Source organism: Enterobacter sp. UNJFSC 003 (assembly GCF_036903355.1).
Classification (GTDB): Bacteria; Pseudomonadota; Gammaproteobacteria; order Enterobacterales; family Enterobacteriaceae; genus Enterobacter.
This window is the reverse complement of sequence record NZ_JBAKHK010000004.1, coordinates 291,580-306,905: the sequence shown is the minus strand read 5'-3', so window position 1 is coordinate 306,905 and position 15,326 is coordinate 291,580. Positions and strand designations below refer to the sequence as shown.

The 15,326-nt window shown below is 54.7% G+C and carries 12 protein-coding genes; 7 read left to right on the top strand and 5 right to left on the bottom strand.

The features are described from left to right. Window positions 1-14 precede the first annotated feature (14 nt). Window positions 15-677 carry a carbonate dehydratase gene (can, locus tag V5P19_RS13455; protein WP_334404021.1) on the top strand — a complete coding sequence of 221 codons (663 nt, stop codon included), beginning with the start codon at window positions 15-17 and terminating at the stop codon, window positions 675-677. Between the two features lie 72 nt (window positions 678-749). On the opposite strand, the gene hpt is transcribed toward can, so the two are convergent. Next, the gene (gene hpt / locus V5P19_RS13450) at window positions 750-1,286 is read right to left on the bottom strand and encodes a hypoxanthine phosphoribosyltransferase (protein WP_334404019.1); all 537 of its coding nucleotides are present in this window, start codon (window positions 1,284-1,286) and stop codon (window positions 750-752) included. A 205-nt stretch (window positions 1,287-1,491) separates the two neighbouring features. On the opposite strand from hpt, the gene V5P19_RS13445 reads away from it, so the two are divergent. Continuing rightward, window positions 1,492-3,882, top strand: coding sequence for a glucose/quinate/shikimate family membrane-bound PQQ-dependent dehydrogenase (locus tag V5P19_RS13445; RefSeq protein WP_334404017.1), 2,391 nt, complete (start codon window positions 1,492-1,494; stop codon window positions 3,880-3,882). 78 nt (window positions 3,883-3,960) lie between these two features. Here V5P19_RS13445 and cueO read toward each other — a convergent pair whose 3' ends face one another. Then, a complete protein-coding gene (gene cueO, locus V5P19_RS13440; protein WP_334404171.1) occupies window positions 3,961-5,520 on the bottom strand; it encodes a multicopper oxidase CueO in 1,560 nt (519 codons plus the stop codon). A gap of 145 nt (window positions 5,521-5,665) precedes the next feature. Here cueO and V5P19_RS13435 point away from each other — a divergent pair, with 145 nt between their 5' ends. The 3 genes from V5P19_RS13435 to speD all read left to right on the top strand — a co-directional run bounded on the left by V5P19_RS13435 (window position 5,666) and on the right by speD (window position 7,781). Beyond that, the gene (locus V5P19_RS13435) at window positions 5,666-6,013 is read left to right on the top strand and encodes a YacC family pilotin-like protein (protein ID WP_025756784.1); all 348 of its coding nucleotides are present in this window, start codon (window positions 5,666-5,668) and stop codon (window positions 6,011-6,013) included. A gap of 103 nt (window positions 6,014-6,116) precedes the next feature. Beyond that, a complete protein-coding gene (gene speE / locus V5P19_RS13430; protein ID WP_334404015.1) occupies window positions 6,117-6,986 on the top strand; it encodes a polyamine aminopropyltransferase in 870 nt (289 codons plus the stop codon). After that, complete coding sequence (gene speD, locus V5P19_RS13425) at window positions 6,987-7,781, top strand: adenosylmethionine decarboxylase (protein WP_334404013.1); 795 nt, start codon at window positions 6,987-6,989, stop codon at window positions 7,779-7,781. Between the two features lie 31 nt (window positions 7,782-7,812). On the opposite strand, the gene yacL is transcribed toward speD, so the two are convergent. Further along, window positions 7,813-8,175, bottom strand: a complete 363-nt coding sequence (gene yacL / locus V5P19_RS13420; RefSeq protein ID WP_334404167.1) for a protein YacL — start codon at window positions 8,173-8,175, stop codon at window positions 7,813-7,815. Window positions 8,176-8,364: 189 nt separating this feature from the next. Continuing rightward, on the bottom strand, window positions 8,365-10,962 hold the full coding sequence (gene acnB / locus V5P19_RS13415; protein WP_334404012.1) for a bifunctional aconitate hydratase 2/2-methylisocitrate dehydratase: 2,598 nt from the start codon (window positions 10,960-10,962) through the stop codon (window positions 8,365-8,367). 409 nt (window positions 10,963-11,371) lie between these two features. On the opposite strand from acnB, the gene V5P19_RS13410 reads away from it, so the two are divergent. Further along, entirely contained in the window at window positions 11,372-12,949 is a 1,578-nt protein-coding gene (locus V5P19_RS13410; protein WP_334404010.1) for a DUF3300 domain-containing protein, read from the top strand. Between the two features lie 10 nt (window positions 12,950-12,959). Next, window positions 12,960-13,751 (top strand): DUF2950 family protein, encoded by a 792-nt coding sequence (locus V5P19_RS13405; RefSeq protein WP_334404008.1) that lies wholly within the window; start codon window positions 12,960-12,962, stop codon window positions 13,749-13,751. Between the two features lie 73 nt (window positions 13,752-13,824). Here the strand turns inward: V5P19_RS13405 and lpdA are convergent, their stop codons facing one another. After that, on the bottom strand, window positions 13,825-15,249 hold the full coding sequence (gene lpdA, locus V5P19_RS13400; protein WP_334404165.1) for a dihydrolipoyl dehydrogenase: 1,425 nt from the start codon (window positions 15,247-15,249) through the stop codon (window positions 13,825-13,827). Between the last annotated feature and the right edge of the window lie 77 nt (window positions 15,250-15,326).

Sequence of the window (15,326 nt, the reverse complement as noted above, 5' to 3'; positions counted from 1 at the left end):
GGTCGTTAACTTCCATGAATGACATAGATACACTCATCAGCAACAATGCACTATGGTCAAAAATGCTGGTGGAAGAAGATCCCGGTTTTTTTGGAAAGTTATCGCAAGCGCAGAACCCGCGCTTTCTATGGATTGGATGTTCCGACAGCCGCGTTCCGGCAGAGCGCCTGACCGGTCTCGAACCGGGTGAGCTCTTTGTTCACCGCAACGTCGCCAACCTGGTGATTCATACCGACCTCAACTGCCTTTCTGTTGTCCAGTATGCCGTTGACGTTCTGGAAGTCGAGCACATCATTATCTGCGGCCACTACGGCTGCGGCGGCGTACAGGCAGCGGTCGAAAATACGGAGCTGGGATTAATCGATAACTGGCTGCTGCATATCCGCGATATCTGGTTCAAACATAGCTCACTGCTGGGCGAAATGCCGCAGGAGCGTCGCCTGGATACGCTGTGCGAGCTGAACGTGATGGAGCAGGTTTATAACCTGGGCCACTCAACCATTATGCAGTCTGCGTGGAAACGCGGGCAGAAGGTCTCCATCCACGGCTGGGCGTACGGTATTCATGACGGTCTGCTGCGCAACCTTGAAGTGACGGCCACCAACCGAGAAACGCTGGAACAGCGTTACCGTTCCGGCATTGCTAACCTCAAGCTCAAGCATGTAAACCATAAATAAAGTCTGAGGTTTTCTCCCCTCTCCCCATGGGAGAGGGCTGGGGTGAGGGCATCAGCCCGCACCCGATCAACATTACTCGTCCAGCAACACCACTTTCCCGACATACGGCAGATGGCGATAACGCTGCGCGTAGTCAATGCCGTAGCCCACGACAAATTCGTCTGGGATCGAGAAACCGACAAACTCTACGGGCACCTGCACTTCACGACGGGTTGGTTTGTCCAGAAGGGTACAAATCGCCAGCGATTTTGGCTCACGCAGGCTGAGGATTTCGCGCACTTTAGAGAGCGTGTTACCGGAGTCGATGATGTCCTCAACGATCAGCACGTCTTTGCCACGAATATCTTCATCCAGGTCTTTCAGGATTTTCACATCACGGGTTGTGGACATGCCGCTGCCGTAGCTGGAGGCGGTCATAAAATCGACCTCATGTGACACCTGCACTTCACGGCACAGGTCTGCCATGAACATGAACGAGCCACGCAACAGACCCACCAGCACCATTTCGCTGCCGCTGTCCTTGTAATGTTCGGTGATTTGACGACCCAGATCGGCGATACGCGCTTTGATCTCGGCTTCCGGGATCATCACTTCAACAGTATGTTTCATATTACTAACCATATGATTTTAAATAAAATCTTTCAATGCGAATGAAGGTTATTTCGGCATCGAAACGCAAGCCAGCCATTATAACAGCAAATGACGATCCCTGGCGCATGAGTTATAAAAGCAAATTTTGTGATTCCGATCACACTTGTTAATACCTATAATTAATTGCTAGCAAATAATTAACAAAACTGACGAGTACTTTTCTATGGCTGAATCAAAATCTACACAGCCGCGTCTACTGGTGACATTAACGGCAGCGTTCGCAGCTTTCTGTGCGCTGTATTTGTTAATCGGTGGCGTATGGCTGGTCGCACTTGGCGGCTCCTGGTACTACCCGATTGCGGGTCTGGTTATGGTTGGCGTAACCATCCTGCTGTTGCGTAGAAAACAATCTGCACTGTGGCTTTATGCCGCATTACTCCTTGCCACCATGATCTGGGGCGTTTGGGAAGTCGGATTCGACTTCTGGGCACTGACGCCGCGCAGTGACATTCTGGTCTTCTTTGGTATCTGGCTGATCCTGCCGTTCGTCTGGCGTCGTCTGATCTACCCTTCCAGCGGTGCCGTCGCCGGTCTGCTGGTGTCTCTGGTCATCACCGGCGGTATCCTGACCTGGGCCGGGTTTAACGACCCGCAGGAAATCAACGGGACGCTGAATACAGAATCCACCCCTGCTGCGGCAATCTCGCAGGTGGCCGATGGCGACTGGCCTGCCTATGGTCGTAATCAGGAAGGTCAACGCTACTCCCCGCTGAAGCAGATCAACGCGGATAACGTTAAAAATCTGAAAGAAGCCTGGGTATTCCGTACCGGCGACCTGAAGATGCCGAACGATCCGGGTGAACTGACTAACGAAGTGACCCCCATTAAAGTGGGCAACATGCTTTACCTGTGTACGGCGCACCAGCGTCTGTTCGCGCTCGACGCGGCCACCGGTAAAGAGAAATGGCACTTCGATCCGCAGCTGAACTCCAACCCGTCCTTCCAGCATGTGACCTGCCGTGGCGTCTCTTACCACGAAGCGCGTGCGGACAACGCAAGTCCGGAAGTGATTGCCGACTGTCCTCGCCGCATTATGCTGCCGGTGAACGACGGCCGTCTGTTCGCGATTAACGCCGAAACGGGCAAGCTGTGCGAAACCTTTGCCAACAAAGGTGTTTTGAATCTGCAGACCAACATGCCGGACACCACGCCGGGTCTGTACGAGCCGACCTCACCGCCGATTATCACCGACAAAACGATCGTGATTGCCGGTTCGGTAACGGATAACTTCTCCACCCGCGAAACCTCCGGTGTTATCCGTGGTTTTGACGTGAACACCGGTAAACTGCTGTGGGCCTTCGATCCGGGCGCGAAAGATCCAAACGCGATCCCGTCGGACGAACACACCTTTACCTTTAACTCGCCTAACTCCTGGGCACCTGCGGCATATGACGCTAAGCTCGACCTGGTGTACCTGCCTATGGGTGTGACCACGCCAGATATCTGGGGCGGTAACCGCACGCCTGAGCAGGAACGTTACGCGAGCGCGATCGTGGCGCTGAACGCGACCACCGGTAAGCTGGCATGGAGCTATCAGACCGTTCATCACGATCTGTGGGACATGGATATGCCGTCCCAGCCGACGCTGGCGGACATTACCGTTAATGGCAAAACCGTTCCGGTGATTTACGCTCCGGCAAAAACCGGCAACATCTTCGTGTTGGATCGCAGCAACGGTAAGCTGGTTGTGCCTGCGCCGGAAAAACCGGTTCCGCAGGGTGCAGCCAAAGGCGACTATGTCAGTAAAACGCAGCCATTCTCTGACCTGAGCTTCCGTCCGAAGAAAGACCTGACCGGGGCAGACATGTGGGGTGCCACAATGTTTGACCAGCTGGTGTGCCGCGTGATGTTCCATCAGCTGCGCTATGAAGGCATCTTCACACCGCCATCTGAGCAAGGCACGCTGGTCTTCCCGGGTAACCTGGGGATGTTCGAATGGGGTGGTATCTCCGTTGATCCAAACCGTCAGGTTGCCATTGCTAACCCAATGGCGCTGCCGTTTGTTTCACGACTGATCCCACGCGGTCCGGGTAACCCAATGGAACAGCCAAAAGACGCCAAAGGCAGCGGTACCGAAGCCGGTATTCAGCCTCAGTACGGCGTACCGTTTGGCGTGACCCTGAACCCGTTCCTGTCTCCGTTCGGCCTGCCGTGTAAACAGCCGGCCTGGGGTTACATCTCCGGTCTGGATCTGAAAACTAACCAGATCGTATGGAAAAAACGTATTGGTACGCCGCAGGACAGCATGCCGTTCCCGATGCCGGTTCCCGTGCCGTTCAATATGGGTATGCCAATGCTGGGTGGCCCAATCTCCACCGCCGGTAACGTGCTGTTCATCGCGGCAACCGCAGATAACTACCTGCGCGCGTACAATATGACCAACGGTGAGAAACTGTGGCAAGGCCGTCTGCCGGCAGGTGGACAGGCAACACCGATGACCTATGAAGTGGATGGCAAGCAGTACGTTGTTATCTCGGCAGGTGGTCACGGTTCGTTTGGCACGAAGATGGGCGACTACATTGTCGCGTATGCTCTGCCGGATGACGCAAAATAAAAGCAAAACGGCAACGAAAGTTGCCGTTTTTCGTGTCTGTTCCCTCACCTGTGGGTGAGGGAATCAGGCCGCATCATCCTATACGGTAAAACCCAGCATCATTCCCGTATCTTCATGCTCCAGCAGATGGCAGTGCGCCATATAGGCAAACTCCTTCGGCGCATCATGGTCGAACTTCACCAGCACTTCGCTTACCCCGCCTTCTACCCGTACCGTATCCTTCCAGCCTGCACGATGCACGTCAGGTGCTTTCCCATTTTCAGAGAGAATACGGAACTGCGTGCCGTGGATGTGGAACGGATGCAGCATCATGTCGCCCTCGCCTGAAATTACCCAACGTTCAAACTGCCCTTTGCTGGCGGCAAACATTGGCGTGTTCATGTCGAACGCTTTGCCGTTAATGCGGTTGGCATTGTGGAAATCAAATCCGTGGCCGCCGTGGTTCATCCCGCCCATCTTGCCGTGATCCATGTTCATATGCCCCATCATCTGCCCGTGGTGCATACCCGCCATCGCCTGGTCGCCATATTTCTTCATTAGCGCCTGCATGCCCATCATGTCGAGCATCGGATCCATAGAGAGCTGCAGCTTACGCTGGGTTAATCCCTCAAGCGTTGGGAGTGCAGGCAGCGTGGTTAGGGCATCCGGCAGCGTACCGGAGGCGGCGATTTGCAGCGGCTGAACGCGCAGCACCGAGTGAGCCCGATCGAATGGCGCAACGGCCATTCCCATCTGGCTGACGGGAAGCGTCACCAGGTCAAAGGATTTACCGTCGCTGATATCTACCAGCACCTCAAAACGCTCGCCCATCAGCATTGGCAGTTCATTCACCTTCACTGGCTCCGGCAAAAAACCGCCGTCGCTTGCGACCACATACAGCGGGCGATTATCGCTGGTCGCAAAATTCAGCGAACGTGCGTTGCAGCCGTTAAGCAGGCGTAAGCGCAGCCAGCCCTTAGGGGCTGCGTGCTGAGGATAAACAGCGCCGTTGGTCAACAGCGTATCGCCAAACCAGCCTACCGCCGCGCTCATCACATCCAGCTGGTAGTCAATCTGGCCTTCTGCCGTGAATTTTTTGTCCTGCACAATGACCGGCACATCGTCGATGCCCCATTGTTTTGGCAGCCGCAGCAGACGGCTTTCGTCATCCTCAATCAGCACCAGCCCCGCCAGCCCCATGGCGACCTGGTGGCCGGTTTTGCCGTGCTGATGCGGATGGAACCAGCAGGTGGCCGCGCGCTGATCGGGGGTAAAGGTGACGCTGCGCTTACCGCCGGGCTTAATCACACCCTGCGGGCCGCCGTCTACCTCGCCCGGCACTTCAAGCCCGTGCCAGTGCAGCGTTGTCTCCTCCGCCAGCGTGTTGTGAATATCGACCGTGACGGCTTTGCCTTTGCGCAGCTGAAGTGCCGGTCCCAGCACGTTGCCGTTATAGCCCCAAGTCGTCGCGTTATGTGCGCCGAAGGTCGTTTTGCCGGACTGAACAATAAGCTGAATGCGGCTACGGGCATCCGCAGTCAGGAGATCGGGAATGGGTAAGGCTGGCCTGTCGGCTGCAAATACCGCGCGACTCCACAGCGGTAATGCGCTGGCAACCCCCAGCGCAGCGGAATATTTTAAAAAATCACGGCGTTGCATATTCATTTCCTTATTTCCTGCAGACGATATTTTGAGCATAAACCCTTCCCTTACCGGAAGGTCAAGCATGGCGGCAATAATAAAGATCGTCGGCCTGGCATCAAGTATGCTAACGTTAATTTTCCGTGATGCAGTGGTAGAAGCAATGAAGACGTTTTTCAGAACAATTTTGTTCAGTAGCCTGATGGCGATGTGTGCGAACAGTTACGCGCTGAGTGAAAACGAAGCAGAAGATATGGCCGATTTGACGGCAGTTTTTGTGTTTCTGAAAAACGATTGTGGTTACCAGAATTTACCCAACGGGCAAATTCGTCGCGCACTGGTCTTTTTTGCCCAGCAGAACCAATGGGATCTCAGCAACTACGACAGCTTCGACATGAAGGCGCTCGGTGAAGACAGCTACCGTGACTTAAGCGGTATTGGCATCCCCACTGCAAAAAAATGCAAAGCGCTGGCTCGCGATTCACTCAGCCTGCTCGCCTACGTGAAGTAACCTTCCCGACGCCCCCTTGTTGACCGCTAACCGCTTAACGGCGGTTATGTGTTGCGCCCATCCTGCTGGAAGTAATGGATGTTAACGAAGGAGAGGACAGCCCATGACCGAGAAAACGGTATGGCAAGAAACGCTGCACGACCAGTTTGGTCAATACTTTGCCGTTGATAACGTGCTTTATCACGAAAAAACCGACCATCAGGATCTGATTATCTTCGAGAACGCGGCCTTTGGCCGCGTGATGGCGCTTGACGGCGTGGTGCAAACCACCGAGCGTGATGAGTTTATTTACCACGAGATGATGACCCACGTTCCGCTGCTGGCGCACGGCCACGCGAAACACGTGCTGATCATCGGCGGCGGCGACGGTGCCATGCTGCGTGAAGTCTCTCGCCATAAAACCGTTGAAACCATCACCATGGTTGAAATTGATGCGGGCGTGGTCTCTTTCTGTCGCCAGTATCTGCCGAACCACAATGCCGGGAGCTATGACGACCCGCGCTTCAATCTGGTTATCGACGACGGCGTCAATTTTGTTAACCAAACTGCACAAACCTTCGACGTGATTATCTCCGACTGCACCGACCCTATTGGCCCCGGCGCATCGCTGTTTACCTCATCGTTCTATGAAGGATGTAAGCGCTGCCTGAAGCCAGGCGGTATCTTCGTGGCGCAAAACGGTGTCTGCTTCCTGCAGCAGGATGAAGCGCTTGATAGCCACCGCAAGCTGAGCACGTACTTTGGCGATGTCAGCTTCTATCAAGCCGCGATTCCCACCTACTACGGCGGGATCATGACCTTCGCCTGGGCAAGCGATAACGAGGTGCTGCGTCATCTCTCGACCGAAATTATCCAGGCCCGCTTCCATCAGGCGGGTCTGCGATGCCGCTATTACAACCCGGCCATTCATACCGCCGCGTTTGCCTTGCCGCAGTATCTGCAAGACGCGTTATCCTCTAAGGGGGTGAGCTAATTGAAAAAGCTGAAACTGCATGGCTTTAACAACCTGACCAAAAGCCTGAGTTTTTGTATTTACGATATCTGCTATGCCAAAACAGCGGAAGAGCGCGATGGTTATATCGCCTATATCGATGAACTCTACAACGCCAACCGACTGACCGAGATCCTGTCAGAAACCTGCTCGATTATTGGCGCGAATATCCTCAATATCGCCCGTCAGGATTATGAACCTCAGGGCGCGAGCGTGACCATACTGGTCAGCGAAGAGCCGATCGATCCGGATGTTATCGACAAAACTGAACACCCGGGCCCGCTCCCTGAAGTGGTGGTGGCGCATCTGGACAAAAGCCATATCTGCGTTCATACCTACCCGGAAAGCCACCCGGAAGGCGGGCTATGTACCTTCCGTGCCGATATCGAAGTGTCCACCTGCGGCGTGATTTCACCGCTGAATGCGCTGAACTATTTAATCCACCAGCTGGAATCCGATATTGTCACTATTGATTATCGCGTGCGCGGTTTCACGCGTGATATCAACGGCATGAAGCATTTTATCGATCACGAGATCAACTCCATTCAAAACTTTATGTCCGACGACATGAAGGCGCTTTACGACATGGTGGACGTGAATGTGTACCAGGAGAATATCTTCCATACCAAGATGATGCTTAAGGAGTTCGACCTTAAGCACTACATGTTCCATACCCGACCGGAAGAGTTAAGCGAAGAAGAGCGGAAGATGATTACCGACCTGCTCTGGAAAGAGATGCGCGAAATCTACTACGGCCGCAATATTCCGGCCGTGTAGACAGCACGAGGAGCAGGGACGCTCCGGTGTGTTATTTCTGTTTCATAAACTCGCGGTAGGCGTTCACAACCTGAAGGAAATCCTCCACGCCGCACATCGACAAGCTCTCTTCGTCGTAATAGTTCATGCCCTCTTCCATCTCATCACCTGAAAATTCGAGCTGGTTGGCACGCACCATCACCTCTTCGCCATCCATCCACAGCGTGTATTCATGCCCGGCGCGTTGCCAGGAGCGCTCGCTGCCCTTTACCGTATTCGCCGCCTGTTCAACTTCGTCAAGAAGCGCAAGATTGTCTTTCACCTCTTCGTTAAACCAGTGTCCAACGGCTTCGTGGCCCATCGACATACGCACTTTCACCACTCCAGTGATGTCGCGCAGAAATTCGTAATCCATCATATTTTCCTCTGCAAAGCCATTAGGGTAATTATCGCAGCAGAGAGAAAGAAAAAAAGCGTGGGAGGTGGGAGGAATGAAAATAAAAAGGTGAGAGCAAGACCCTGCGGCCTGATGCCCTCACCCCGTCCCTCTCCCACAGAAGAGGGTACAAACACTAAAAACCGTCTCTACGAGACGGTTTTGCTGTTATACCGCCGTCTGGAAGATAACTCCGTCAGCTTTCTCGGTGTACTGAGAGAGCTGGTCGAAGTTCAGATAGCGATAGGTATCCACCGCCGTCTTATCAACCTGAGCAACAAAGGTCTGATACTCTTCAGGCGTTGGCAGTTTGCCAATCAGCGCGGCAACCGCCGCCAGCTCCGCAGATGCCAGGAAGACGTTTGCGCCCGTACCTAAACGGTTCGGGAAGTTACGGGTAGACGTAGACACTACCGTCGCACCGTCAGCAACACGCGCCTGGTTGCCCATACACAGGGAACAGCCAGGGATTTCGATACGCGCACCGCTCTTGCCAAACACGCTGTAGTAACCCTCTTCGGTCAGCTGAGCCGCATCCATACGGGTAGGCGGTGCCACCCACAGACGGGTTGGCAGCTGGCCTTTATGGGTATCCAGCAGCTTGCCGGCAGCACGGAAGTGACCGATGTTGGTCATGCAGGAACCGATGAACACTTCGTCGATCTTTTCTCCCTGCACGGCAGACAGTGGACGTGCGTCATCCGGATCGTTCGGCGCACACAGGATCGGCTCTTTGATATCAGCCAGATCGATGTCGATCACTGCCGCGTATTCTGCGTCAGCATCTGCTTCCAGCAGCTGCGGATCGGCAAGCCATTTTTCCATGCCCTGAATACGACGTTCCAGCGTACGACGGTCGCCATAGCCTTCTGCAATCATCCACTTCAGCAGCACAATGTTGGAAGTCAGATACTCTTCAATCGGAGCCTGATTCAGCTTGATGGTACAACCTGCTGCAGAACGCTCGGCGGACGCATCGGTCAGCTCGAATGCCTGCTCAACCTTCAGATCCGGCAGACCCTCAATTTCCAGGATACGCCCAGAGAAGATGTTTTTCTTACCTTTCTTCTCAACGGTCAGCAGACCCTGTTTGATGGCATACAGCGGGATAGCGTGAACCAGGTCGCGCAGCGTGATCCCTGGCTGCATTTTGCCTTTAAAGCGGACCAGCACGGACTCTGGCATATCCAGCGGCATCACGCCGGTCGCAGCAGCAAACGCCACCAGACCTGAACCCGCCGGGAAAGAGATACCAATCGGGAAACGGGTGTGGGAGTCGCCGCCGGTACCCACGGTATCTGGCAGCAGCATGCGGTTCAGCCAGGAGTGGATAACACCATCACCCGGACGCAGGGAAACACCGCCACGGTTCATGATGAAGTCAGGCAGCGTGTGGTGCGTGGTCACGTCAACCGGCTTTGGATAGGCCGCAGTGTGGCAGAAAGACTGCATCACCAGGTCAGAAGAGAAGCCCAGACATGCCAGGTCTTTCAGTTCATCACGGGTCATTGGGCCAGTGGTATCCTGAGACCCCACGGACGTCATCTTCGGTTCACAGTACGCGCCTGGACGGACACCGGCTACGCCGCACGCGCGGCCAACCATTTTCTGCGCCAGGGAGTAACCGCGATCGCTCTCAGCCACGTCCTTCGCCTGACGGAACACGTCGCTGTGCGGCAGGCCCAGCGCTTCACGCGCTTTGGTGGTCAGGCCACGACCGATGATCAGCGGAATACGACCACCGGCACGCACTTCGTCAACTAACACGTCGGTTTTCAGCTCGAAGCTTGCCAGCAGCGCGTTTGTCTCGTGGTTACGCACTTCACCTTTGAACGGATAAACGTCAATCACGTCGCCCATGTTCAGGTTACTTACGTCCACTTCGATTGGCAATGCGCCAGCATCTTCCATGGTGTTGAAGAAGATAGGGGCAATTTTGCCACCGAGGCACAGGCCACCGCCGCGCTTGTTCGGCACATGAGGAATGTCATCACCCATAAACCACAGCACGGAGTTGGTTGCGGATTTACGAGAAGAGCCCGTACCAACTACGTCACCAACATAAGCCAGTGGGAAACCTTTCTTCTGCAGGGCTTCGATCTGTTTGATCGGCCCCACGCTGCCCGGCTGATCCGGCTCAATGCCTTCACGCGCGTTTTTCAGCATCGCCAGGGCGTGCAGAGGGATATCCGGACGAGACCAGGCATCCGGCGCCGGAGAGAGGTCATCCGTGTTGGTTTCACCGGTCACTTTAAACACGGTCACGGTCATTTTTTCAGCCAGCGCTGGACGGTTCAGGAACCATTCTGCATCAGCCCAGGATTGCATAACCTGCTTCGCGTAAGCGTTGCCTGCTTTGGCTTTTTCTTCTACATCGTAGAAGTTATCGAACATCAGCAGCGTGGAAGAGAGCGCTTTGGCGGCGATCGGAGCCAGCTTATCGTTATCCAGCGCATCAATCAGCGGATGAATGTTATAACCGCCCTGCATGGTGCCGAGCAGTTCAATCGCTTTTTCAGGAGTAACCAGTGGGGAGGTTGCATCGCCTTTGGCGATGGCGGCAAGGAATCCGGCTTTTACGTAGGCAGCTTCATCTACGCCAGGCGGTACGCGGTTGATCAACAGATCTAACAGGAATTCTTCTTCGCCCTTGGGCGGATTCTTCAGCAGCTCGACGAGCGCGGCCATTTGGGTTGCATCTAAAGGTTTGGGTACAATTCCCTCGGCGGCACGTTCTGCTACGTGCTTACGGTATTCTTCTAGCACGACGGTTCTCCTCGCTCTCATTGTCATATGCGGCGGGCGTTTTCTTCACGCTCCTGTGAGACAGCAGTTTGTAGGGTAAATGCCCGATACCGCGTCGGGCAGCATAGCAGGATTTCTGCACAGTGTTAATCCGTTTACAAAAAAGCAACATTAAAAAATTTGCTGAATCGTTAAGGATAGTGTAGCGGGAAGAAAGAACGATTTAATGGCTCGCAAACCATCATGACAATCTCATTATCCCAGCGGCTTTTCAGCTATCCGATATAATTGTGTAATAAATGCTCACACTCTTTATCCGGACACGCCGGGGGTTTCCCTAGAAAAGTCAAAACAGTCATACACGGGTGAATAATACTCGCGGCAACAAGAACGCCTCACGGCACAGCGCTTGTCTCGTTGGAGTCAATTTATGAAGTTGCCCTTTAAGCCATACCTGCTTGTCCTTCTCTGCAGTGCCGGGCTGTTTGCCGCCTCTGGCGTGATGTTTGTCAAAAGCCGTGCAACGGAGCCTGCAGCCCCCGCGCCCGCCACGCAACCCCCTTCAGCTACGCCGACACCCGCCGTACAGCCCGCACCGGCTGCGCCGCCGACGTACAGTGCTGCACAAATCGATCAGTGGGTGGCACCTGTTGCGCTCTATCCGGATGCTCTACTGTCGCAAATTTTGATGGCGTCAACCTACCCGTCCAACGTTATCCAGGCTGCCCAGTGGTCAAAAGATAATCCTAAAATGCAAGGTGATGCGGCTATCCAGGCTGTAGCCAGCCAGCCCTGGGATCCGAGCGTAAAATCGCTGGTTGCCTTCCCTCAGCTCATGTCGCTGTTAGGGGAAAATCCGCCGTGGGTACAAAATCTGGGCGATGCGTTTCTCGCGCAGCCGAAAGATGTGATGGATTCCGTGCAGCGACTGCGCCTGCTGGCACAGCAAACCGGCGCACTACAATCGACGCCCCAGCAGAAGGTCACCACCGAGACAAAACCGGCCCCCGCGAAAACCGCCACGAGCGCGTCAACGCCCCTTACCAGCGCTCCCACTGCCACCACAAACCCAACGGTTATCAAGATTGAATCCGCCGACCCGCAGGTCGTTTATGTCCCCACCTATAATCCGAATACGGTTTACGGGACATGGCCAAACACCGCCTATCCGCCAACCTACCTTCCGCCCACGCCCGGCGAGCAGTTTGGCAGCAGCTTTGTTAACGGTTTAGGCTTCAGCCTGGGGGTGGCGACAACCTATGCGATATTCAGCAGCATCGACTGGGACGACGACTGGGATCACCATCATGATGATGACTGGGATCATCACGGCGGTTACAACCGCAACGGTGATAACAACATCAACATCAACGTCGAAAACTTCAATAAGATCAGCGGAGACCGGCTCACAGATGCTAACCGAACCTGGCAGCATAACCCGGCTTATCGTGAAGGGGTGCCCTACCCCACAAGCCAGCTCAATAACCGCTTCCACACTACGAACGCGGCAACAGGGCTCAGTTCAACGCAGCAAAAACCCCTCAACCGCGATAGCCAACGCCAGGCCGCAATGAACCAAATGGAAAAATCGACGGGCAAAACTTTCCCTCAAACTGCGCGTCCGGGAACCAAAGAGGCTCAGCGTCAGGCCTCCAGCCAACAGCTGAAGCAAATTTCGCAGCGCAGCAACTACCGGGGTTACGACACCAAACCGCAAGCCGCGAAACGGGTCACGACACAGCAACGAGAGAATCGTCAGGCCACCGCTCAGAAACAAGAGAAACGGGTTTCACAGACGGCACAACAGCGCAGCCCACAGCAGAAGCATATTCAGCAGCGAATCGGCCAGCCGCGCGCCAACGCACTAAGCGGCAACGACAGCCGCTCCGCCAACTGGCAGGCACAACAGCAGCGAGGTGCTCAGAGCCGACAGGCGTCATCGCGCAATCAGCAGCCACGACAGACACAAGCCGGACGTGGTGAACATCGTGAATTTCGTCATCGCTAAGGGAGCCGACATGAAAAATAAATTACTCAGTGGAATCGTGTTGTTCATGATGTCGGTCACGGCAATGGCGCAACAATCCTTCAGCACGCCGGGCCAGGCAACCGATGCGCTGGTCAGCGCAATCGGCACGCAAAATGAAACGGCGATGAGCAACCTGTTAGGGGAAAACTGGCGCGATTTTCTGCCGCCTGAAGGGGTCGACCCCGATGCCGTCGATCGCTTCCTGCGCGACTGGAAAGTTCGTCATGATACGGTTGTTGACGGCGAGACGGCCCATCTTGTCGTTGGAGACAGCAGCTGGCAGCTCCCCATTCCGGCGATCAAAACGGCGTCCGGCTGGCAGTTCGATATTCAGCAAGCCGCCGAGGAAATTCAGACTCGCGAGATCGGACGCAATGAACTTGCCGCCATCGAAGCGCTTCATGCCTATGTTGATGCCCAGCAAAGCTATTATGCGATGAACCAGAAGTACGCCCAGAAGATTGTGAGTTCAGCAGGGAAAAAGGACGGTCTGTACTGGCCTGCTGAACCCGGCGAAGCGCCAAGCCCGCTTGGCCCGGCATTCAGTCCGAAAGAGCCCGGTACAGGCTATCACGGCTATCGATTTCGTATTCTGCCAGACAGTAACGGCTTTGCGATGGTTGCCTGGCCGGTCAGCTACGGTCAGACGGGCGTGATGAGCTTCATGATTAATCAGGACGACAAGGTCTATCAGACCAATTTCGGCAGCGATTCAGAGCAGAAAGCGCAGGCATTAACGGCGTACCATCTTGATAAATCATGGCAGCCTGTCGCCCCCTGACTGACGATTGCGCTGCGTTTGAGCAGACAAAAAAAACGCCTCCGAAGGAGGCGTTTAGCAAGCAGGAAGAAACTTATTTCTTCTTCGCTTTGGCGTTTGGCAGGTCGGTGATGCTACCTTCAAACACTTCAGCAGCCAGGCCCACAGACTCGTGCAGAGTTGGGTGAGCGTGGATGGTCAGCGCGATGTCTTCGGCGTCACAGCCCATTTCGATAGCCAGACCGATTTCACCCAGCAGCTCGCCGCCGTTGGTGCCGACAATCGCACCACCGATGACGCGGTGAGTTTCTTTGTCGAAGATCAGTTTGGTTACGCCATCTGCGCAGTCGGAAGCGATAGCACGGCCAGAAGCAGCCCACGGGAAGGTGGCGGTTTCGTAGCTGATGCCTTTCTCTTTCGCTTCTTTCTCCGTCAGACCCACCCAGGCAACTTCTGGCTCGGTGTAGGCGATAGATGGGATCACTTTCGGATCGAAGTAGTGCTTCATGCCGGCGATAACTTCAGCGGCAACGTGGCCTTCGTGAACACCTTTGTGCGCCAGCATAGGCTGACCGACGATATCGCCGATTGCAAAGATGTGAGGCACGTTAGTGCGCAGCTGCTTGTCAACGCGGATGAAACCACGGTCATCAACTTCCACGCCAGCTTTGCCCGCGTCGAGGTTTTTACCGTTCGGCACACGGCCGATAGCCACCAGAACGGCGTCGTAACGCTGTGCTTCTGCAGGCGCTTTTTTGCCTTCCATGGAAACGTAGATACCGTCTTCTTTCGCTTCAACGGCAGTGACTTTGGTTTCCAGCATCAGGTTGAATTTCTTGCTGATGCGTTTGGTGAAGACTTTAACGATGTCTTTATCGGCAGCCGGGATAACCTGGTCGAACATTTCAACCACGTCAATCTCTGAACCCAGCGCATGGTACACGGTACCCATTTCCAGACCGATGATACCGCCACCCATGACCAGCAGGCGCTTAGGAACGGTTTTCAGCTCCAGCGCATCGGTAGAATCCCACACGCGTGGATCTTCATGTGGAATGAACGGCAGTTCGATTGGACGAGAGCCCGCAGCGATGATCGCGTTGTCGAAGTTAATCACGGTTTTACCGTTTTCGCCTTCCACTTCAAGGGTGTTCGCGCCGGTAAATTTACCCAGACCGTTTACCACTTTGACCTTACGGCCTTTAGCCATACCCGCCAGACCGCCGGTCAGTTGAGTGATAACTTTCTCTTTCCAGGTACGAATCTTATCGATATCGGTTTTCGGCTCGCCGAAGACGATACCGTGTTCAGCCAGCGCTTTGGCTTCTTCGATAACTTTCGCTACGTGCAGGAGAGCTTTAGAAGGGATACAGCCAACGTTCAGACAAACACCGCCGAGGGTGCTGTAACGTTCTACGATTACGGTTTCCAGACCTAAATCAGCGCAACGGAAGGCTGCAGAGTAACCTGCGGGACCTGCCCCAAGTACCACGACCTGAGTTTTGATTTCAGTACTCATCATGACCTCTTATTGATTTCCGGCGGTCCAGGTACTTCTCGCCCTTCATCCACCGGGACGTTCTATCCGCCCGCAGT

What these genes read in the sequence shown, in the direction of transcription:
- can (WP_334404021.1), top strand. Translation starts at nt 15, where the DNA reads ATGAATGACATAGATACACTCATCAGCAACAATGCACTATGGTCAAAA.
- hpt (WP_334404019.1), bottom strand. Translation starts at nt 1,286, where the DNA reads ATGAAACATACTGTTGAAGTGATGATCCCGGAAGCCGAGATCAAAGCG.
- V5P19_RS13445 (WP_334404017.1), top strand. Translation starts at nt 1,492, where the DNA reads ATGGCTGAATCAAAATCTACACAGCCGCGTCTACTGGTGACATTAACG.
- cueO (WP_334404171.1), bottom strand. Translation starts at nt 5,520, where the DNA reads ATGCAACGCCGTGATTTTTTAAAATATTCCGCTGCGCTGGGGGTTGCC.
- V5P19_RS13435 (WP_025756784.1), top strand. Translation starts at nt 5,666, where the DNA reads ATGAAGACGTTTTTCAGAACAATTTTGTTCAGTAGCCTGATGGCGATG.
- speE (WP_334404015.1), top strand. Translation starts at nt 6,117, where the DNA reads ATGACCGAGAAAACGGTATGGCAAGAAACGCTGCACGACCAGTTTGGT.
- yacL (WP_334404167.1), bottom strand. Translation starts at nt 8,175, where the DNA reads ATGGATTACGAATTTCTGCGCGACATCACTGGAGTGGTGAAAGTGCGT.
- V5P19_RS13410 (WP_334404010.1), top strand. Translation starts at nt 11,372, where the DNA reads ATGAAGTTGCCCTTTAAGCCATACCTGCTTGTCCTTCTCTGCAGTGCC.
- V5P19_RS13405 (WP_334404008.1), top strand. Translation starts at nt 12,960, where the DNA reads ATGAAAAATAAATTACTCAGTGGAATCGTGTTGTTCATGATGTCGGTC.
- lpdA (WP_334404165.1), bottom strand. Translation starts at nt 15,249, where the DNA reads ATGAGTACTGAAATCAAAACTCAGGTCGTGGTACTTGGGGCAGGTCCC.